At 74.5% G+C, this 19,220-nt stretch carries 19 protein-coding genes; 13 read left to right on the top strand and 6 right to left on the bottom strand.

What is annotated here, in order from left to right; genetic code table 11:
* Window positions 1–9 precede the first annotated feature (9 nt).
* Window positions 10–420 (top strand): nucleoside-diphosphate kinase, encoded by a 411-nt coding sequence (gene ndk / locus DQ241_RS16490; protein ID WP_113831301.1) that lies wholly within the window; start codon window positions 10–12, stop codon window positions 418–420.
* Window positions 421–489: 69 nt separating this feature from the next.
* Here ndk and DQ241_RS16485 read toward each other — a convergent pair whose 3' ends face one another.
* Both DQ241_RS16485 and DQ241_RS16480 read right to left on the bottom strand, forming a co-directional pair.
* On the bottom strand, window positions 490–1,002 hold the full coding sequence (locus tag DQ241_RS16485) for a hypothetical protein (protein ID WP_113831300.1): 513 nt from the start codon (window positions 1,000–1,002) through the stop codon (window positions 490–492).
* Window positions 999–1,265 (bottom strand): helix-turn-helix transcriptional regulator, encoded by a 267-nt coding sequence (locus DQ241_RS16480; protein WP_233492506.1) that lies wholly within the window; start codon window positions 1,263–1,265, stop codon window positions 999–1,001. Before DQ241_RS16480 ends, DQ241_RS16485 begins: the two co-directional genes overlap by 4 nt.
* A gap of 94 nt (window positions 1,266–1,359) precedes the next feature.
* Here DQ241_RS16480 and DQ241_RS16475 point away from each other — a divergent pair, with 94 nt between their 5' ends.
* From DQ241_RS16475 to proB, 7 genes are all read left to right on the top strand, one after another.
* Window positions 1,360–3,303 carry a TIGR03960 family B12-binding radical SAM protein gene (locus DQ241_RS16475; RefSeq protein WP_113831298.1) on the top strand — a complete coding sequence of 648 codons (1,944 nt, stop codon included), beginning with the start codon at window positions 1,360–1,362 and terminating at the stop codon, window positions 3,301–3,303.
* A complete protein-coding gene (locus DQ241_RS16470) occupies window positions 3,303–4,070 on the top strand; it encodes a TIGR03936 family radical SAM-associated protein (protein WP_113831297.1) in 768 nt (255 codons plus the stop codon). Before DQ241_RS16475 ends, DQ241_RS16470 begins: the two co-directional genes overlap by 1 nt.
* 312 nt (window positions 4,071–4,382) lie before the next feature.
* Window positions 4,383–7,409, top strand: coding sequence for an Rne/Rng family ribonuclease (locus tag DQ241_RS16465; RefSeq protein WP_233492505.1), 3,027 nt, complete (start codon window positions 4,383–4,385; stop codon window positions 7,407–7,409).
* Between the two features lie 208 nt (window positions 7,410–7,617).
* Window positions 7,618–7,929, top strand: a complete 312-nt coding sequence (gene rplU, locus DQ241_RS16460; RefSeq protein WP_199584639.1) for a 50S ribosomal protein L21 — start codon at window positions 7,618–7,620, stop codon at window positions 7,927–7,929.
* A 7-nt stretch (window positions 7,930–7,936) separates the two neighbouring features.
* Entirely contained in the window at window positions 7,937–8,194 is a 258-nt protein-coding gene (gene rpmA, locus DQ241_RS16455; RefSeq protein WP_113831294.1) for a 50S ribosomal protein L27, read from the top strand.
* 126 nt (window positions 8,195–8,320) lie between these two features.
* The gene (gene obgE / locus DQ241_RS16450; RefSeq protein WP_113831293.1) at window positions 8,321–9,808 is read left to right on the top strand and encodes a GTPase ObgE; all 1,488 of its coding nucleotides are present in this window, start codon (window positions 8,321–8,323) and stop codon (window positions 9,806–9,808) included.
* The gene (gene proB, locus DQ241_RS16445; RefSeq protein WP_113831292.1) at window positions 9,805–10,941 is read left to right on the top strand and encodes a glutamate 5-kinase; all 1,137 of its coding nucleotides are present in this window, start codon (window positions 9,805–9,807) and stop codon (window positions 10,939–10,941) included. The genes obgE and proB overlap by 4 nt, the downstream gene beginning before the upstream one ends.
* Before the next feature lie 2 nt (window positions 10,942–10,943).
* Here the strand turns inward: proB and DQ241_RS16440 are convergent, their stop codons facing one another.
* A complete protein-coding gene (locus DQ241_RS16440; protein ID WP_113831291.1) occupies window positions 10,944–11,351 on the bottom strand; it encodes a RidA family protein in 408 nt (135 codons plus the stop codon).
* Between the two features lie 85 nt (window positions 11,352–11,436).
* On the opposite strand from DQ241_RS16440, the gene def reads away from it, so the two are divergent.
* Together def and DQ241_RS16430 are read left to right on the top strand one after the other, a co-directional pair.
* Entirely contained in the window at window positions 11,437–11,919 is a 483-nt protein-coding gene (gene def / locus DQ241_RS16435) for a peptide deformylase (RefSeq protein WP_113831290.1), read from the top strand.
* A 2-nt stretch (window positions 11,920–11,921) separates the two neighbouring features.
* Entirely contained in the window at window positions 11,922–12,515 is a 594-nt protein-coding gene (locus DQ241_RS16430; RefSeq protein WP_113831289.1) for a GNAT family N-acetyltransferase, read from the top strand.
* Window positions 12,516–12,531: 16 nt separating this feature from the next.
* Here the strand turns inward: DQ241_RS16430 and DQ241_RS16425 are convergent, their stop codons facing one another.
* From DQ241_RS16425 to DQ241_RS16415, 3 genes are read right to left on the bottom strand one after another with little or no spacing between them, the layout of a single operon-like run.
* On the bottom strand, window positions 12,532–13,536 hold the full coding sequence (locus tag DQ241_RS16425) for a metal ABC transporter permease (protein WP_113831288.1): 1,005 nt from the start codon (window positions 13,534–13,536) through the stop codon (window positions 12,532–12,534).
* Window position 13,537: 1 nt separating this feature from the next.
* Window positions 13,538–14,353, bottom strand: a complete 816-nt coding sequence (locus tag DQ241_RS16420) for a metal ABC transporter ATP-binding protein (protein WP_113831287.1) — start codon at window positions 14,351–14,353, stop codon at window positions 13,538–13,540.
* On the bottom strand, window positions 14,350–15,348 hold the full coding sequence (locus DQ241_RS16415; RefSeq protein WP_113831286.1) for a metal ABC transporter substrate-binding protein: 999 nt from the start codon (window positions 15,346–15,348) through the stop codon (window positions 14,350–14,352). Before DQ241_RS16415 ends, DQ241_RS16420 begins: the two co-directional genes overlap by 4 nt.
* A gap of 86 nt (window positions 15,349–15,434) precedes the next feature.
* On the opposite strand from DQ241_RS16415, the gene DQ241_RS16410 reads away from it, so the two are divergent.
* The 3 genes from DQ241_RS16410 to DQ241_RS16400 are packed head-to-tail and all read left to right on the top strand — an operon-like array spanning window position 15,435 to window position 19,016.
* Window positions 15,435–16,688, top strand: a complete 1,254-nt coding sequence (locus tag DQ241_RS16410) for a glutamate-5-semialdehyde dehydrogenase (protein WP_113831285.1) — start codon at window positions 15,435–15,437, stop codon at window positions 16,686–16,688.
* 31 nt (window positions 16,689–16,719) lie between these two features.
* The gene (locus tag DQ241_RS16405; protein WP_113831284.1) at window positions 16,720–17,601 is read left to right on the top strand and encodes a MoxR family ATPase; all 882 of its coding nucleotides are present in this window, start codon (window positions 16,720–16,722) and stop codon (window positions 17,599–17,601) included.
* Complete coding sequence (locus DQ241_RS16400; protein WP_113831283.1) at window positions 17,601–19,016, top strand: VWA domain-containing protein; 1,416 nt, start codon at window positions 17,601–17,603, stop codon at window positions 19,014–19,016. Before DQ241_RS16405 ends, DQ241_RS16400 begins: the two co-directional genes overlap by 1 nt.
* The last annotated feature ends 204 nt before the right edge of the window (window positions 19,017–19,220 follow it).

Below are 19,220 nucleotides of genomic sequence, written 5' to 3'. Positions count from 1 at the left end.
TGCCGCCCCGTGACTGAACGCACTCTCGTCCTCGTCAAGCCCGACGGCGTCGCCCGCGGCCTGGTCGGCGAGGTGATCACCCGGCTCGAGCGCAAGGGCCTGCGCCTGGTGGCCGCCGAGCTCCGCACGCTGACCGCCGAGGTCGCCGAGACCCACTACGCCGAGCACCGCGAGCGGCCGTTCTTCGGCTCGCTCGTCGAGTTCATCACCAGCGGCCCGCTGATGGCGCTGGTCGTCGAGGGCCCCCGGGCCATCGAGGCGTTCCGCGCGCTCGCCGGCGCTACCGACCCGGTGAAGGCCGCTCCCGGCACGATCCGCGGCGACTTCGCCCTCGAGGTGCAGAACAACATCGTGCACGGCTCCGACTCGCCCGAGTCCGCCGCGCGCGAGGTGGCGCTCTTCTTCCCCGACCTGCGCTGAGCTCACGCGAGATCTGCGCACTCGGGGCTTTCCGCGGTCCCGGGTGCCCGAGTGCGCAGATCTCGCGGATCACGTCTGCAGGTCGGCGTCGTCCGGTTCCTCGGGCGCCGTCCAGGCCAGGTGCCAGTAGGTCAGCAGGCCGCTGGTGAACCACAGCAGGAAGCCGAGGCAGAGCGCCGGCGCCACGTGCCCGGTCAGGGCGACGACGGCGACCGCGCCGGCGAACGCCGCGAGGGTGAGCGCCGCGGCCGGCCGGCTCATGGCGCTGTGCGACCGCTCGCCGAGCCGCCGCTGGTGCTCGTCGAGCGATCCCTTGTCCCGGTCCAGGACGCCGCGGATGCCGAGGTTGAGCACCGAGTGCAGCGGGACGAACCCCACCATCCCCACCGTCCAGGTCACGAAGAACCAGGTCGGCCAGCCGTCGTCGGTGGTCGTCGCGGCCAGGGTGGCCGCCACCAGCACGATCAGCAGCGCGGCCTCGGCGGCGACGGCGCGCCGGCGGACCCGCGGGTGCCGTGCCCACGCGTAGCGCTCGTCGTCGAAGGTGCGGGCGAGGTAGGTCTGCTGCGGGTGCGTGCTCACGACGTCCTCCTGAGGAGCTCCGAGCTGAGCGAGGGCAACGGGTCGAGCGAGAAGACGGCCTCGACCGGGAGGTCGAAGAAGCGGGCGATGCGCAGCGCCAGGGCGAGGGACGGGCTGTACTCGCCGCGCTCCACGTAGCCGATGGTCTGCGGGTGGACGCCGACGGCCTCCGCGAGCTCCTTCCGGCTCACCCCCCGGTCGGCCCGCAGCACCGCGATGCGGTCGTGCACCTTGTCGGCTTCCGACTTCGGTTGTCGCCCCACACGACGAACCATAGCAATAATGCTATGAGGTTGGGAAGCCTCCGCCGACGACGGCGGGGGAGGGGCTGGAGCCGCCGTCTACCCTGGAGCGGTCATGACTGCACAGCTCTCCAGCGCCGCCGGCGAGTCGCTCTACCCGCGACTCGAGCCGCTGCTGGCCCAGGTCCAGAAGCCCATCCAGTACGTGGGTGGTGAGCTCAACGCCCAGGTGAAGCCCTGGGCGGACGCGGACGTCCACTGGGCGCTCATGTACCCCGACGCCTACGAGGTCGGGCTGCCCAACCAGGGCTTGATGATCCTGTACGAGGTGCTCAACGAGCGCCCCGACGCCCTGGCCGAGCGCACCTACGCCGTCTGGCCCGACCTGGCGACCCTGATGCGGGAGAACGGCGTCCCGCAGTTCACCGTCGACGGCCACCGCTCGGTGCGCGACTTCGACCTGCTCGGCGTCAGCTTCGCCACCGAGCTCGGCTACACCAACCTGCTCGAGGCGCTCGACCTGGCCGGCGTCCCGATCCACGCGATCGCCCGCGACGAGACCCACCCGGTCGTCGTCGCCGGTGGGCACGCCGCCTTCAACCCCGAGCCGGTCGCCGACTTCGTCGACTGCGCCGTCCTCGGCGACGGCGAGCAGGCGGTCGGCGACATCACCGACGTCGTCAAGGCGTGGAAGGCGCAGGGCCGGCCCGGTGGCCGGGTCGAGCTGCTGGCCCGCCTGGCGCGGGTCGACGGCGTCTACGTGCCGCGCTTCTACGCGGTCGGCTACGGCGACGACGGCGCGATCGCCGGGGTCGCCCGCACCCGTGACGACGTCCCGGCCAAGGTCGGCAAGCGCACGGTCATGGACCTCGACGAGTGGCCGTACCCGAAGACGCCGCTGGTGCCGCTGGCCGAGTCGGTGCACGAGCGGATGAGCGTCGAGATCTTCCGCGGCTGCACCCGCGGCTGTCGCTTCTGCCAGGCCGGGATGATCACCCGCCCGGTGCGCGAGCGGACCATCACCGGCATCGGCTCGATGGTCGAGCAGGGGCTCAAGGCGACCGGCTACGAGGAGGTCGGCCTGCTCAGCCTCTCCAGCGCCGACCACTCCGAGATCGCGCAGGTGGCCAAGGAGCTGGCCGACCGCTACGAGGGCACCAACACCGGGCTGAGCCTGCCGAGCACCCGCGTGGACGCCTTCAACGTCACGCTGGCCAACGAGCTGTCCCGCAACGGACGGCGCTCCGGGCTCACCTTCGCCCCCGAGGGCGGCAGCGAGCGGATCCGCCGGGTCATCAACAAGACGGTGTCCAAGGAGGACCTCGTCCGCACGGTGACCGCGGCCTACGCCAACGGCTGGACCCAGGTGAAGCTCTACTTCATGTGCGGTCTGCCGACCGAGACCGACGAGGACGTCCTGGAGATCGCCGACCTCGCGGTCGAGGTGATCCGCGCCGGCCGCGAGGCCAGCGGGCGCAAGGACATCCGCTGCACCGTCTCCATCGGTGGCTTCGTGCCCAAGCCGCACACCCCGTTCCAGTGGGCGTCGCAGGCCAGCGCCGAGACCATCGACCACCGGCTCCGGGTGCTGCGGCAGAAGATCAACGAGGACCGGCGGATCGGCCGCTCCATCGGCCTGCGCTACCACGACGGCAAGCCCGGCGTCATCGAGGGGCTGCTGTCCCGCGGTGACCGCCGCGTCGGCCGGGTCATCGAGCGGGTGTGGCGCGAGGGCGGCAAGTTCGACGGCTGGAGCGAGCACTTCTCCTACGACCGCTGGGTGGCCGCGGCCGCCGAGGAGCTGGCGCCCTTCGGCGTCGACCTCGACTGGTACACCACCCGCGAGCGCACCGAGCACGAGATCCTGCCCTGGGACCACCTGGACTCCGGGCTGGACAAGGAGTGGCTCTGGGAGGACTGGCAGGAGGCGCTGAACGAGGAGGAGGTCGCCGACTGCCGGTGGACCCCCTGCTACGACTGCGGCGTCTGCCCGACCATGGGGACCGAGATCCAGATCGGCCCCACCGGGCGCAGCCTGCTCCCGCTGACCGTCGTCTGATGGCCCGCCAGCCCGACGGCCCCCCGCCGCCGCCCACCGTCCAGAAGCTGCGCATCCGCTACGCCAAGCGCGGCCGGCTGCGCTTCGCCTCGCACCGCGACCTGGCCCGCGCCATCGAGCGCGCGCTGCGCCGCGCCCAGGTGCCGATGGCGTTCTCGGCCGGCTTCAGCCCGCACCCCAAGATCTCCTACCTCGGCGCCGCCCCCACCGGTGCGGCCAGCGAGGCGGAGTACCTGGAGATCGGGCTGGCCGAGCGGCGCGACCCCGAGGCCGTCCGCGCCGCGCTGGACGCGGCGCTGCCCGAGGACGTCGCCGTCCTGGAGTGCGTCGAGGCGGGGGAGGGGACCGGCTCGCTGGCCGACCGGATCGATGCCGCCGTGTGGCGGGTCGAGCTGCCCGGCGTGCGCCTGGAGGAGCTGGCCCCGGCGTTGGAGAAGTTCCTGGCGGCGGATGTCGTGACCGTCGCCAAGCGCACCAAGAACGGCCTCAAGGACATCGACGCGCGGGTCGCCGTGGCCGGCGCGTCGGCGGCCGAGGGGGCAGGTTGTGCCATACTGCACATGGTCGTCCGGCAGGTGACGCCCGCCGTACGACCCGACGACGTGTTGGCCGCTCTGGTTGCCGTCGCCGACCTGCGCCCGCCGTTGCCCCCCAGGGCCGTGCGTGAGGCGCAGGGCCGGCTCGACGACAGCGGGACCGTGGCCGATCCGCTCGGACCTGACCGCGCAGCGGGCATCCCCGTCCCGGGGGCGCACGCACCGGTCTGACCGACGGAGCCCCCCGGGGCCCGCGCGCCGTCGCAGCGGCACGGCTGCCAGACGTGACGCACCCGCTCCGGGCCAGCCGACCCGGACGACCAGACCACCGCAGGACCGCTCCACCGCCCCCGGCGTCACCGGGAGCGCGCACCACCCCACCGGCTCCCGGCCGCGGCAACCGTCGCGCAGGGGCCGACCCACAGACTTCGCAGGACGAGCTCGCCGCCGTACCCCGCGCGACGGCCCGCCCCGCCCCAACCCCGTGCTCCTGCGCGGCCGCCAGAAGATGGCGCCCGGGAGCGCATGAGGAGGCAAGCCCTCGTGGCTGACACCGACGACACCACCACCGACGACACCACCACCGACGCCCGGCCCGGCACACCGCAGCCGGCCGAGGCCGAGGTCACCGGCGTCCCCGCGACCCCCGAGGAGGGGGCCGACGAGGACGAGACCGCCGAGACGGCTGAGACCGCCGAGGCGGTCGCCGAGACGCCCGCGGCCGAGCCGGAGCCCGAGCCCGAGCTGCCGCGGTTCGGCGCCCAGTTCAGCAGCCCCGAGCCGACCGCGGTCGTGGCCCGGCCCCGCCGTCGCGCCACCCGGCCGGCTGCGGCTCCCGACCCCGACGCCGTCGAGCCGGTGACCCCGCCGGCGCCGGCCGCCGCCGTCCCGGCCTTCGTCAGCTTCGTCGCGCCGCCGGCCGACGTCCCCCCGGCCCCGCGCCGGCGCAGCCGCCGTCCGGTCGAGTCCCCGGAGGACGTGGTCGAGGAGGCCCCCGAGCCCACCGACGAGGAGCCCCGCCCGCAGCGCCGCCGGCGCCGTCCCGCCGCCGAGCCGGTCGAGGCCGTGGACGTCCCCGAGGACGTCGAGACCGACGACGACGGCGAGGCCGAGGACCGCGACGAGTCCGAGGACCGCAGCGAGGGCGGGTCCGGTGGCAGCCGCCGCCGTCGTCGCGGGCGGCGCGGTCGTGGCCGCGGTCGCACCGGTGAGGACGGCGCCGAGGACGCGACCGACGAGGACGAGGCGTCCGACGAGCCGGGCACCGAGACCGACGAGGACGACGCCGACACCGAGGCGTCCGACGAGACCGACGGCGACGACTCCGGCACGGGCTCCGGCACCCGACGGCGGCGTCGTCGCCGGCGTCGCAGCGGCGGCGGGGGCGGCGGCGACGAGGCCTCGGACGAGTCGGACGACGACGACCGGCCCGAGCGCGCCGGTCGCAACGGCCGCAGCACCAGCGACGACGACGTCCGCGGCATCACCGGCTCCACCCGGCTCGAGGCCAAGCGCCAGCGCCGCCGGGAGGGCCGCGACACCGGTCGCCGGCGCGCCCCGATCCTCACCGAGGCCGAGTTCCTCGCCCGGCGCGAGGCGGTGGACCGCAAGATGGTCATCCGCCAGCGCGGCGAGCGGACCCAGATCGCCGTCCTCGAGGACGACGTCCTGGTCGAGCACTACGTCACCCAGGCGTCGGCGACCTCGTTCGCCGGCAACGTCTACCTCGGCCGGGTGCAGAACGTGCTGCCCAGCATGGAGGCGGCGTTCGTCGACATCGGCAAGGGGCGCAACGCCGTCCTGTACGCCGGTGAGGTCAACTGGGACGCCGCGGGTCTCTCGGGCAAGCAGCGCTCGATCGAGCAGGCGTTCAAGTCCGGCGACAAGATCCTCGTCCAGGTCACCAAGGACCCGATCGGCCACAAGGGCGCGCGGCTGACCCAGCAGATCAACCTGCCCGGCCGGTTCCTCGTCTACGTGCCCGGCGGCTCGATGACCGGCATCAGCCGCAAGCTGCCCGACACCGAGCGCCAGCGGCTCAAGGACATCCTGAAGAAGATCGTCCCCGAGGACGCCGGCGTCATCATCCGGACCGCCGCGGAGGGCGCCTCGGAGGAGGAGCTCACCCGCGACGTCAACCGGCTGAAGGCGCAGTGGGACGTCATCAAGCAGAAGTCGGAGTCGTCGTCGAGCGCGCCGACCCTGCTCTACGGCGAGCCGGACCTGGCTATCCGCGTGATCCGCGACGTCTTCAACGAGGACTTCAAGGAGCTGGTCGTCCAGGGCGACGACGCCTGGGACACCGTCGAGGCCTACGTCGCGCACGTGAGCCCCGAGCTCACCGGGCGGCTCTCCCGCTACACCGGTGAGGGCGACGCCTTCCGCGACCTGCGGATCGACGAGCAGCTGGCCAAGGCGCTCGACCGGAAGGTGTGGCTGCCCTCGGGCGGCTCGCTGGTCATCGACCGCACCGAGGCGATGACCGTCGTCGACGTCAACACCGGCAAGTTCACCGGCTCGGGCGGCAACCTCGAGCAGACGGTGACCCGCAACAACATGGAGGCGGCCGAGGAGATCGTCCGCCAGCTCCGGCTGCGGGACATCGGCGGCATCATCGTCATCGACTTCATCGACATGGTGCTCGAGAGCAACCGCGACCTCGTGCTGCGGCGGCTCACCGAGTGCCTGGGCCGCGACCGCACCAAGCACCAGGTCGCCGAGGTGACCTCGCTGGGGCTGGTCCAGATGACCCGCAAGCGCGTGGGCCAGGGTCTGCTCGAGGTCTTCTCCGAGACCTGCGACCACTGCCGCGGGCGCGGGATCCTCGTGCACACCGACCCGGTCGACGAGAAGCGCCGCAGCGGCGGCAACGGCGGCAACGGCGGCGGCGCCAAGGAGTCCGGGGGCTCCCGGAACCGCGGCAACGGCGGCGGCGGCGGCAAGGACTCCGGCAAGGACTCGAGCAAGGACTCCGGCAAGGACTCCGGCGGCCGGGACGGCGGGACCGCCAAGGACGACGCCGACACCGCGGACACCACCGCTGCCGAGACCGCGGCCCCCGACGCCGGGGACGGCGAGGCGCCCGAGGGCGGCCGCAGCGGGGGCCGGCGCAACCGCGGCCGGCGCAACCGCGGTCAGTCCGGCGAGGAGCGGGCGGCCGAGGACGCCGCCGTGCTCGCCGGTGCCCGGGGAGCCGACGGCGGGCCGGCCGAGCCGGCCGCCGACGGGTCGGCCGAGACCGTGGAGGACGAGACGGCCGAGCCGGGGACGGCGGCCGACGACGTGCTGCCCGCCGGTGAGGTGGCCGCCGTCGAGGCGCCCGCCGAGGCGCCGTCGTCCGACGAGGTCGCGCTGCCGATCACGCCGGCGACGACCGCCGCGGACGTGGCGCCCGGGTCGGTGGCCCACGAGCAGGACGGCGGCACGCCCGCGGAGCCCGCGGAGCCCGCCGCGGCACCGGTGGCCGACGAGCAGCCGGCCGCGCCCGCGGTCGAGGAGGAGCCGGCCCCGGCCGCCCGTCCCCGTCGCCGCCGTGCCGCCAGCCGCCCCGCCGGACCGCCGGTGGCGTGACGCCCGGCCGGGGTAACCGGGAGCACGACCAGGCCGTGTCGACCAGGAGCTGACCGCTCGGGTACGCTGGTCGGGTTGCACCGCCACGGCGCGGGCACCTCAGGGTGCCGCCCGGTCAGGCGTCCGCAGCCCGTCCAGCACCCGGTGCCCGCTCCGGTCGTGCGCGCCGGACGAAGATCGACGCGAGAGTTCGAACGAGGAGTCAGTGGTGTACGCAGTGGTGAAGGCTGGCGGCAGCCAGCACAAGGTGGCCGTGGGCGACAAGCTCACGATCAACCGTCTCGCCGGTGAGGCTGGCGACACCGTCACCCTGCCGGCCATCCTCCTGGTCGACGGCGAGACCGTCACCAGCGACGCCTCGGCCCTGGCCAAGGTGACGGTGACGGGCGAGATCGTCGGGCACGGCAAGGGCCCGAAGATCCACATCCACAAGTTCAAGAACAAGACCGGCTACCACAAGCGTCAGGGGCACCGTCAGCGCCTGACCGACGTCGTGGTCCGCGACATCACGAAGGGCTGACCCCGACATGGCACACAAGAAGGGCGCTTCGTCCTCCCGCAACGGTCGCGACTCGAACGCGCAGCGCCTCGGCGTCAAGCGCTTCGGCGGCCAGGTCGTGAAGGCCGGCGAGATCATCGTGCGCCAGCGCGGCACCCACTTCCACCCGGGTCTGGGTGTCGGCCGCGGCAGCGACGACACGCTGTTCGCGCTGGCTCCGGGCTCGGTCACCTTCGGCACGCGGCGGGGACGCAAGACCGTCTCCATCACCGCCGTCGAGGCCTGACGAAGGACCCCGTCCTCCCCACCCCTCGCACGCTCGGGGCGGGACCCGGGACGGGGCCGTTCCAGCAGCTTTCGAGCGCACGGGCCTCGGCCCGTGCGCTCGTGGCGTTCCAGGAGTAGCTGACACATGGCCGCATTCGTCGATCGCGTGACCGTCCACGTCGCCGCCGGGAACGGTGGGCACGGCGTGGCCTCGGTGCACCGCGAGAAGTACAAGCCCCTGGGCGGGCCGGACGGCGGCAACGGCGGGGACGGTGGCGACGTCGTCCTCGAGGTCGACCCCAACGTCCACACGCTGCTGGACTTCCACCACCGCCCGCACCAGAAGGCCGGCAACGGCCGTCCCGGCGCCGGCAGCAACCGGCACGGCGCCCGCGGCGAGGACAAGGTGCTGCGCGTGCCCGAGGGCACCGTCGTGAGCACGTCCGACGGGCGGGTCATCGCCGACCTCATAGGCGCCGGCACCCGCGTGGTGCTCGCCTCCGGGGGGAAGGGCGGCCTCGGCAACGCGGCGCTGGCCAACCCGCGGCGCAAGGCGCCCGGCTTCGCGCTCCTCGGCGAGGAGGGCGAGACGCTCGACGCGGTGCTCGAGCTGAAGAGCATCGCCGACGTCGGGCTGGTCGGGTACCCGTCGGCCGGCAAGTCCTCGCTCATCGCCGCGATGTCCGCGGCGCGGCCCAAGATCGCCGACTACCCGTTCACGACGCTGGTGCCCAACCTCGGCGTGATCCGGTCCGGCGACGTCACCTACACGATGGCCGACGTCCCGGGTCTCATCCCCGGGGCCTCGACCGGCAAGGGCCTGGGGCTGCAGTTCCTGCGGCACGTCGAGCGCTGCGCCGTCCTCGTGCACGTGATCGACATGGCCACGATGGAGCCGGGCCGCGACCCGGAGACCGACATCGACGCGCTCGAGCACGAGCTGCGCGAGTACGGCGGCGACGAGCTGGACCTGGTGGGCCGGCTGCGCATCGCCGTCCTCAACAAGATCGACGTGCCGGACGCGCGCGACCTCGTGGACCTGGTCCGGGAGACGCTGGAGGCCCGGGGCCTGCAGGTCTTCCCGGTCAGCGCCGTCACCGGCGAGGGGCTGCCCGCGCTCGGCTACGCGCTGGCCGCCGCCGTCGAGGAGCACCGGGCCGCCCTGCCCGAGCCCGAGCCGGTGCGCGTCACGCTCACCCCGCGGGCCGTCGACGACAACGGCTTCACCGTGGAGCGCGACCCCGACGACCCGGAGGGCTTCGTCGTACGCGGCGCCAAGCCCGAGCGCTGGGTGCGGCAGACCGACTTCACCAACGACGAGGCCGTCGGCTACCTCGCCGACCGGCTCAACCGGCTCGGGGTCGAGGAGAAGCTGGCCCAGGCCGGCGCCGTCGAGGGCGACGCGGTCACCATCGGCGACGTCACCTTCGACTGGGAGCCGACGCTGCCCGCCGGCACCCTCACCGCCGAGGAGTCCGCCGGCCTGGGCGGACGCGGGACCGACAACCGGCTGGAGAACAACCAGCGCGTCGGCGCCGCGGAGCGGCTGGCCGCCAAGCGCGCCCGCCGGACGCCGTACGAGCTCACCGACGACGGCTGGAGCGACGACGACCTCCCCGAGGACGTGCGGTGACCGGTCAGCAGGACGCCGTCCGCGCCGCGGTCGCCGGTGCGCGCCGGGTCGTCGTCAAGGTCGGCTCGTCGTCGCTCACGACGCTGCCCGGCGGGCTCGACGTCGACCGGCTGGCAGCGCTGGTCGACGTGCTCGGCGCCGCCCGGGCAGCCGGCCGCGAGGTCGTCCTGGTGTCCTCCGGGGCGATCGCGGCCGGGCTGGCGCCGCTGGGTCTCGACGGGCGCCCGCGTGACCTGGCGACGGCGCAGGCCGCAGCGAGCGTCGGCCAGCTCCGGCTGGTGCAGACCTACGCCGACGCCTTCGCCCGGCACGACGTCACGGTCGGCCAGGTGCTGCTCACCGCCGACGACCTGACCCGGCGCAGCCACTACCGCAACGCCCAGCAGACCCTCGAGCGGCTGCTCACCCTGGGCGCGCTGCCGATCGTCAACGAGAACGACACGGTCGCCACCGAGGAGATCCGCTTCGGCGACAACGACCGGCTGGCCGCGCTGGTCGCCCACGTGGCCCGCGCCGACGCGCTGCTGCTGCTGTCCGACGTCGACGGCGTGTACGACGGCGACCCGCGCACCGGCCCGGCGAACCTGCTGCGCACCGTCACCGACCCCGCCGAGCTCGACACCGTCGCGCTCGGCAGCGCCCGGCGCAACGGCGTCGGCACCGGCGGGATGGCCACCAAGGTCGAGGCGGCCCTGATCGCCGCCCACGCCGGCGTGCCGGTGGTGGTCACCTCCACGCCGCAGGCCGCCGCCGCGCTGGCCGGCGAGCAGGTCGGCACGGCCTTCTCCGTCATGGCCCCGCGGCCGCGCGCGCGGCAGTTCTGGCTGCGCTTCGCCACCCGGCCGCAGGGCCGGCTGCTCCTGGACGCCGGGGCCGTTGCCGCGGTGCGGGAGCGGCACGCCTCCCTGCTCGCGGCCGGCATCACCGGCGTGGTCGGCGAGTTCGCGGCCGACGACCCCGTCGAGCTGGTCGGTCCCGACGGCGTCGTCGTCGCCCGCGGCCTGGTCGCCTACGACGCCCGCGAGCTGCCGGCCCTGCTCGGCCGCAAGTCCTCGGAGCTGGAGCCCGAGCACCGGCGCGAGGTCGTGCACCGCGACGAGATGGTGCTGGTCCGCCGCCCCTCCCTGCGCTGACCTCAGGGGAGGACGGCCACGGCCTCCACCTCGACCAGCAGGTCCGGCTCGCCCAGCGCGGCGACGCCGATCAGCGTGATGGGCTTGACCAGGTCGACGCCGAGCCGGTCGGCGGCGGCGAAGACGCCCTCGCCGAACGCGGCCAGCTTCTCCGGCGTCCAGTCGACGACGTACACGGTCAGCTTGGCGACGTCGTCGAAGCTGCCGCCGGCGCCGGCCAGCGCGGTCGCCACGTTCAGGTACGCCTGCTCCACCTGGGCGGCGAGGTCGCCCGCGCCCACCGGGGTGCCCTCGGCGGTGCGCGCGACCTGACCCGAGAGGTAGAGGGTGCGGGAGCCGGTGGCCACCGCCATCTGCCGGTAGAACGGCGAGACCGGTAGTCCGGGCGGATCGAGCGGTTCGACGGGCACGGCGCCTCCTCGGCATCGGGGAGTGCCGTTGTACCGGACCCCACCGACGAACAGGGCCGGATCAGCGGGCTGAGAGACTGCAGGCGTGACGATCCGCCCCATCCGCGAAGTCGGTGACCCGGTCCTGCGCACCCCCGCCGACCCGGTGCGCGCGTTCGACAAGGAGCTGGCCGCGCTGGTCCGCGATCTCGAGGAGACGGTCGACAACCCCGGCCGGGCCGGCCTGGCCGCCCCGCAGATCGGCGTCAGCGCCCGTGTCTTCTCGTACAACATCGACGGCGTGATCGGGCACATGGTCAACCCGACGATCACCGAGCTGTCCGAGGAGACGCAGGACGGCGACGAGGGCTGCCTCTCCGTCCCCGGCATCTGGGCGCCGACCGTCCGAGCGATGCACGCCGTCGTCGACGGCTTCGACGTGCACGGCGAGCCGCTGCGCCTGGAGGGCGAGGGGCTGATGGCCCGCTGCCTGCAGCACGAGGTGGACCACCTCGACGGCAAGCTCTTCCTCGACCGGCTCGCCGGTGAGGCGCGCAAGTCCGCGCTGCGCGCCCTGCGCGCCCGCTGACCGTGGCGTTCCTGCGGCCGGTCACGCTGACCGGCCAGCTCGTCGTCCTCGAGCCCCTGGAGGCCGGACACGCCCGGGAGCTGGCCGACGCCGTGCACGACGGCCGGCTGTGGGAGCTCTGGTACACCTCCGTGCCCACCCCGGAGGGGATGGCGGGCGAGATCGAGGCGCGCCTGGCCCGCCAGGCGGCGGGGGAGATGCTGCCCTTCACCGTGCGCACGACCGCCGGCCGGGCGGTCGGCATGACCACCTTCCTCAACGCGGACGCCGAGACGCCGCGCGTCGAGATCGGTGCCACCTGGACGGCCGCCTCGGCGCAGGGGACCGGCGTGAACGCGGAGAGCAAGCTGCTGTTGCTCGGCCACGCCTTCGACACCCTCGGCTGCCGCGCCGTCGAGTTCCGCACCCACTGGCACAACCGGCAGTCCCGCGAGGCGATCGCCCGGCTGGGCGCCCACCAGGACGGCGTGCTGCGCAACCACCGGCGGCTGCGGGACGGCTCGCTGCGCGACACCGTCGTCTTCTCGATCCTGGACACCGAGTGGCCGGCCGTCCGGGCGGGGCTCCGGCACCGGCTGGCTCGCCCCAGGAGCTGATCAGCGCGCCGACCGGTCAGCCGTCGATCGCGCGGCGCGTGCCGTGCTCGTCGTAGTGCACGCCCGACCCGGTGAGGTGCGGCGCGTGCAGGTGGCCGTCGTGGTCGTAGTCGACGTGGTCGCCGTGCGCCACGGCCGGGTGCCCGCAGCCCTCGCCGTGCTCGTGCGGGTGCGCGGCGTGCACCTCGCTGCGCCGGCCGTGGCGGCGCCGGGCCGTCGCGTCGCGCATCGCCACGCCGGCGGACACGGCCAGGAACAAGGCGATGGCGATGAGGACGATCGTGCCGCCCGAGGGGGTGCCGGTGTAGTACGACGTCGTCGTCCCGCTCACGCTGACCACCAGCCCGATGGCGCAGGCCAGGTAGAGCGTCTGCCGGAAGCTGCGGGCCAGCAGCTGGGCCACCGCGCTCGGCACGATCATCAGGGCGCTGATGAGCAGCAGGCCCACGACGCGCATGGAGAGCACGACGGTGGCCGCCACCAGCGCGGCCAGGGCGATGTTGAGCGCCAGCACCGGGAGCCCGACGGCGCGGGCGTACTCCTCGTCGTCGCTCACCGCGTACAGCCGCGCGCCCAGCAGGCCCACCACGGCCAGGACGGCGACCGCGATGACGGCGAAGACGGCGAGGTCGCCGCTGCTGGTCGTGGTGATGGCGCCGAACAGGTAGGCGTCGAGGTTGGTCGCCTGCCCGCGGGGGGCCAGGCTCAGCAGCACCACGCCGCCGGCGATGCCGCCGTAGAACAGGACGGCGAGGGCGACGTCGCCGCTGGTGCGTCCGCGGGCCCGGACGAGCTCGATGAGCACCGCGCCCAGGACGGCGGCGACGAGCGCGCCCCCGACGGGGGCGGTCGAGGTCAGGACGCCGATGCCGACGCCGGTCAGCGCGACGTGCCCCAGGCCGTCGCCGAGCAGGGACAGCCGGCGCTGCACGAGGAAGACGCCGACCGCGGGAGCGACCAGGCCGACCATGACCGAGGCCAGCAGGGCGCGCTGCATGAAGCCGTACTCGAGGATCTCCACGTCAGCGCCTCCCACCCGCGGCCCGCGCCGACACCGTGGGCTGGTCCAGCCGGTAGCCGGTCACCGGCTCCTCCGGGCCGCAGTGCCCGTCGTCGTGCCCACCGGGGGCGTCCGCACCGGCCAGCGGGCCGTCGTAGCGGATGCGGCCGTGGTCGACGACGACGGCGCGGGTCAGCACGCCCGACAGCGGGCCGGTCTCGTGCGTCACCACGAGCAGCGTCGTCCCGGCGGCGGCGACCCGCGCCAGCACCCCGGCCAGGGCGGCCTGGCTGGCGGCGTCCACCCCGGCGGTGGGCTCGTCCATGATCAACAGCTCCGGCTGGGCGGCCAGCGCCCGGGCGACGAGCACCCGGCGCTGCTGACCACCGGAGAGGGACGCGACCGGCTCCTCCATCCGGTCCGCCAGGCCGACCGCCGCGACGGCCTCGCCGACCGCGGCCCGGTCCGCCGGGCCGAGCCGGCGGAGCAGGCCGCGGCGGGCCAGCCGACCGACGGAGACGACCTCGCGGACGGTCGCCGGCACGGCGCCGCTGACCGTGTGCCGCTGCGGCACGTAGCCCACGCGGCCCCGCTCGCGCAGCCGCCCGACCGGTGCGCCGAGGAGCTCGACCTCACCGCCGAGGACGGTGGCCAGGCCCAGCAGCCCGCGGGCCAGGGTGGTCTTGCCCGACCCGTTGGACCCCAGGACGGCGACCGCCTCGCCCCGGCGCACGGTCAGGTCGACGTGGGAGACGATCGGCACGTCGCCGTAGCCGATGCTCGCGTCCCGGAGGCGGACGGCGACCTCGTCGGAGGACGCCGGCGTCGCGTGGCTCATGAGCAGGACTGGCCTTCCTGCAGGGTGGCGAGGTTGGCTCGCATGACCTGCCAATAGTCCTCCCCGGCGGACTCGTCCGTCAGCCCCTCGATCGGGTCGAGGACCGCGGTGCGCACGCCCGCCTCCTCGGCGACGGTCTCGGCGACGGCCGGGTCGACCAGGGTCTCGGTGTAGACGGTGGTGATGCCCCGCTCGCCGACCAGGGCGGCGATCGTCCCCAGCTGCGCGGGGTCGGGCTCCTGGGACGGGCTCAGGCCGCTGATGCCGACCACGTCGAGCCCGTACCGGTCGGCGAGGTAGCCGAAGGCGTCGTGGCTGGTGACCAGGGTGCCGACGGCGCAGTTCGCCAGCCCGGCCCGCATCTCCTCGTCGAGGGCCTCGAGATCGGCGCGCAGCGCGGCGGCGTTCTCCTCGTACGTGGCGGCGCCGTCCGGGTCGAGCTCGGCCAGCCGCTCGGCGAGCGCGTCGGCGACCGAGGCGAGGCGGGTGGGGTCGAGCCAGAAGTGCGGATCGGTCGCGCCGTGGTCGTGGCCGTCCTCCGCGGCGTGCTCGTCCTCTGCGTGGCCCTCCTCGTCGGCGTGCTCGTCGTCCGCGTGGCCCTCCTCGTCGGCGTGCTCGTCCTCCCCGGCCACGAGGTCGGCGGCGTCGCCGACGTCCCACGCGGCGTCGCCGGCCTCCTGCTCGGCCGCCTCGTCCAGGGCCGGCTGGAAGCCGTCGAGGTAGACGAGCAGGTCCGCCTCCGAGACGGCCCCGACGTCGCGCGGGGTGAGCTCGAGGTCGTGCGGCTCCGCACCCGGCGGGGTGAGGGCGCTGACCGAGATCCGGTCCCCGCCGACCTGCTCGGCCGCCCACTGGAGCGGGTAGAAGCCGGCCAGGACGGTCAGCCCGTCGTCGCCGCCGGCCGAGCCGCCACCGTCGTCGCCGCACCCGGCCAGCAGGAGGACGGCTGCCGAGGCGGCCGTGAGAGCGGTGCGGCGGGAGTGCGACGTTGGCATGAGAATCATTCTCACATGGTTTCCGCCGCGGCCGCTGCCGGGTCATCGACCCGACCTCACCTCCGCGCCCGCGTAGGCTCGCGGGTGTGTCCGACGTCGCCTCGCTGCCGCTGATCGGTGCCGCCGCGCTGCGTGCGCGCGCTGCTGCACGGGTGCTGCGCACCCTGCCGACCGACACCAAGGACGCCGCGCTGACCGCCATGGCGGAGGCCCTGGTGGAGCGGACCGACGAGGTGCTCGCCGCCAACGCGCTCGACGTCGAGGCCGCGCGGGCCGACGGGACGCCCGAGGCGATCGTCGACCGGCTGAGCCTCGACGCGGGCCGGGTCGCCGGCGTCGCCGACGCGCTGCGCCAGCTGGTCGCGCTGCCCGACCCGGTGGGCGACGTCGTCCGCGGCTCCCGGCTGCCCAACGGGCTGGAGCTGCGCCAGGTCCGCGTGCCCCTCGGTGTCGTGGGCATCGTCTACGAGGCCCGGCCGAACGTGACCGTCGACGCGGCCGGCCTCTGCCTCAAGAGCGGCAACGCAGCGCTGCTGCGCGGCTCCGCATCGGCGTTCCGCACCAACACCGCGCTCATCGCCGTCCTCACCGAGGCGGGGGAGAAGGCCGGGTTGCCGGCCGGGTTCGTCGAGCTGCTGCCCGCGGACCGGGCGTCGGTGGGCGAGCTCCTGGGCGCCCGCGGGTTCGTCGACGTCGTCATCCCGCGCGGCGGGGCCTCGCTGATCCAGCGGGTGGTCCGGGAGTCGCGGGTGCCGGTGATCGAGACCGGTGAGGGCAACGTCCACGTCTACGTGGACGCCTCCGCCGACCCGGAGATCGCCGAGGCGGTGGTGCTGAACTCCAAGACCCACCGGGTGAGCGTCTGCAACTCCGCCGAGACGCTGCTCGTGCACCGCGACTTCCCGGAATTGCCCCGCCTGCTGCGCGCGCTGGCCGGCTCCGGCGTGACGCTGCACGGCGACGACGCGGTCCGGTCGGCGCACGAGGGCGTCGTCGCGGCGACCGACGACGACTGGGCCGCGGAGTACCTGTCGATGGACATGGCGGTGCGCGTCGTCGACGACCTGCCGCAGGCCCTCGACCACATCGCGCGCTGGACCACGGGGCACACCGAGGCGATCGTCGCCGACTCCGCCGCGGCCATCGCCGCGTTCACCGCCGGGGTCGACGCGGCCGCCGTGATGGTGAACGCGTCCACCCGGTTCACCGACGGTGGGGAGTTCGGGTTCGGCGCCGAGATCGGCATCTCCACCCAGAAGCTGCACGCGCGCGGGCCCCTGGGCCTGCCGGAGCTGACGTCGACGACCTACGTCGTGACCGGCCGCGGCCACGTCCGATAGCCGACCCACCCCGCCCCCCGCGAGGAGCCCGATGACCCGCCAGCAGTCCCCGCAGTTCTCCTCCGTCGCGGACGTCGCCAAGCGGCTCGCCACGGCCGGGTACCTGCCCGACGCGCAGATCGCCACGACGGTCTTCCTGGCCGACCGGCTCGGCAAGCCGCTGCTGGTGGAGGGACCGGCGGGGACCGGCAAGACCGAGCTGGCCAAGGCCCTGGCGACGGCGACCGGCTCGGAGCTGATCCGGCTGCAGTGCTACGAGGGCCTGGACGAGGCGCGGGCGCTGTACGAGTGGAACTACAAGAAGCAGCTGCTCCGGATCCAGGCGGCCCAGGGAGCCGGTGGTGCCGACTGGGACACCGTCCACGACGACATCTTCGGCGAGGAGTTCCTGCTCTCCCGCCCGCTGCTCACCGCGATCCGGCGCACCGACCCGACCGTCCTGCTCATCGACGAGACCGACAAGGCCGACGTCGAGGTGGAGGGCCTGCTGCTCGAGGTGCTGTCGGACTTCCAGGTCACCATCCCCGAGCTCGGCACGGTCACCGCGACCCGCCGGCCGATGGTCGTGCTGACCTCCAACGCGACCCGCGAGCTGTCCGAGGCGCTCAAGCGGCGCTGCCTCTACCTGGCGCTGGACTACCCGTCGGCCGAGCGCGAGCGCGAGATCGTCCTGTCCCGGGTGCCCGATCTCGCGCCGGGGCTGGCCGACCAGCTCGTCCGGACGGTGCGGGCCCTGCGCGCGCTGGAGCTGAAGAAGTCGCCGTCGATCTCGGAGACCCTCGACTGGGCGCAGACGCTGCTCGAGCTGGGCCTCGACACGCTCGACGAGGGCGCGATGAAGGCCACGCTCGGGGTCGTCCTCAAGCACGCCAGCGACCAGGACCGCGCTGCCGCCGAGCTCCGGCTCAACTGATGGCCGTCCCGGCCGCTGCCACCGGAGGCCTCGCCGGGCACCTGGACGGGTTCGTCCGGGCGATCCGCGATGCGGGCATCCCGGTCGGCATCAGCCAGGCGGTGGACGCCGCCCAGATCCTCACCGTCGTCGACCTGCTCGACCGCGAGCAGCTGCGGCACGGGCTGGCCGCGGTGCTGCTGCAGCGGGCCGCCCAGCGGCCGGCCTACGACGTGCTCTTCGACCTGTGGTGGCCGCTGGGGGACCGTCCGGTGGCGGACGGGGAGGACGACGCGGCCGCTGATGCGGGCTCGACGCTGGACGTCCCCGGCTCCGACGACGCCGACCTGGCGGAGCTGATGCGCGAGCAGCTGGCCCGGCTGCTCCGGGACGGCGACGACGAGGCGCTGCGCCGGTTCGCCCGCGAGGCCGTGGACCGGCTGGGGCGCGGGCAGCCGACGCCGTCGGGGCAGTCGTACTTCAGCTACCGGGTGATGCGGGCGCTGTCGCCGGACACGCTGATTTCCCAGCTGCTGGCCGGTCTGCTCGGCGATGCCGAGCGCGGTGGGCTGACTGAGCAGGTGGCCCGGCAGACGGTGCGCGAGCGGCTGGCCGCCTTCCGCGCGGCGGTGGAGGCCGAGGTGCGGCGGCGCACCGCGCAGGACAAGGGCCGGGACAAGGTCGCTAAGAACGCGGTGCGCCCCCTGGCCGACCAGGTCGACTTCCTGCGGGCCCAGGCCGCCGACCTCGCGGAGCTGCGCCGCGCGGTGGCTCCGCTGGCCCGGCGGCTGGCCGTCCGGCTGTCGGCGCGGCGGCGGATGGGCCGGGAGGGGCGGCTGGACTTCCGCAGGACGGTGCGCGCGTCGCTCGCCACCGGGGGCGTGCCGGTGGTGACCCACCACCGGCCGCGGAAGGTGCACAAGCCCGAGCTCGTGGTGCTCTGCGACGTCAGCGGCTCGGTCGCCGGGTTCAGCCACTTCACGCTGATGCTGACCCAGGCGCTGCGCGAGCACTTCACCGGCGTGCGTGCCTTCGCCTTCGTCGACTCCACCGACGAGGTGACCCGGTTCTTCCGCCCCGGCGCCGACGTGGCCGACGCCGTGGCGCGCATCGGGCGGGAGGCCCGGGTGGTCGCCTTCGACGGGCACAGCGACTACGGCAGCGCGTTCGAGGTGTTCGCCGACCGGTGGGCCACGGCCGTGGGACCGAAGACCTCCCTGCTGGTGCTGGGCGACGGTCGCACCAACTACCGCCCGCCGGGCGTGCCGGTGCTGGCCGATCTGGTCGGCCGTGCGCGGTCGGCGCACTGGCTCAACCCCGAGCCGCGCCGCCAGTGGGGGAGCGGTGACTCGGCGGCCGATCGCTACGGGGAGGTCATCGACATGGTCGAGTGCCGCAACGCCGCCCAGCTCGCGGAGTTCGTCACCACGCTCTGAAACGTCCGGGGCGTGTGCGGACGCCCACAGCAGTTTTCCCGTGCCCCGGCGTAACCCGGTACGGCACCGATCCGTTGGTCAGCGCGGTGCCGGCGACGCAGCCGGCACCGGCACCGTCCGAACCGCGAAGGCGCGGGCGGGTCCGTGACCGGCTGCACGGGGGAGCCGGTCGCAGCGGGAGGCGGCACCCGTCGCGAGCGACGC

Source organism: Blastococcus sp. TF02A-30 (assembly GCF_003319185.1).
Classification (GTDB): Bacteria; Actinomycetota; Actinomycetes; order Mycobacteriales; family Geodermatophilaceae; genus Blastococcus.
This window is presented reverse-complemented; position numbering and strand designations above follow the sequence as displayed.